Genomic DNA, 280 nt, shown 5'->3' with positions numbered 1-280 from the left:
ACGTCGTGGACCGCCTCCAGCCGCTCGCGCTGGGACGCGGCCTCGACCTCGACCTCGCCGGGGAGAGCGCGCCCGCGCCGGTGGACGCCGTCCTCGTCTCACGGCTGCTGGAGAACCTCGTCGGGAACGCCCTCAAGTTCACCGAGCGCGGCGGCGTGACCGTCACGGTCGTCCGTCACGACCGCCACGTCGAGGTGCTCGTGGACGACACCGGACCCGGGGTGGAGGACGCCCACGCCGCGCTGTTCGAGCCGTTCCGGCGCGGCAGCACCGCCCAGGA

Annotated in this window: 1 protein-coding gene; it reads left to right on the top strand. The window is 74.3% G+C overall.

Translation table 11 applies throughout. The features are described 5' to 3' along the window. A partial coding sequence (locus DEIPI_RS31495) for a sensor histidine kinase (protein WP_169737124.1) occupies positions 1–280 on the top strand: 280 nt, incomplete at both ends.

Source organism: Deinococcus pimensis DSM 21231, from assembly GCF_000519345.1.
Lineage (GTDB): Bacteria > Deinococcota > Deinococci > Deinococcales > Deinococcaceae > Deinococcus_A > Deinococcus_A pimensis.
Note: the sequence above shows the minus strand (reverse complement) of the source record. Positions and strands in the feature narration are given on the sequence as shown.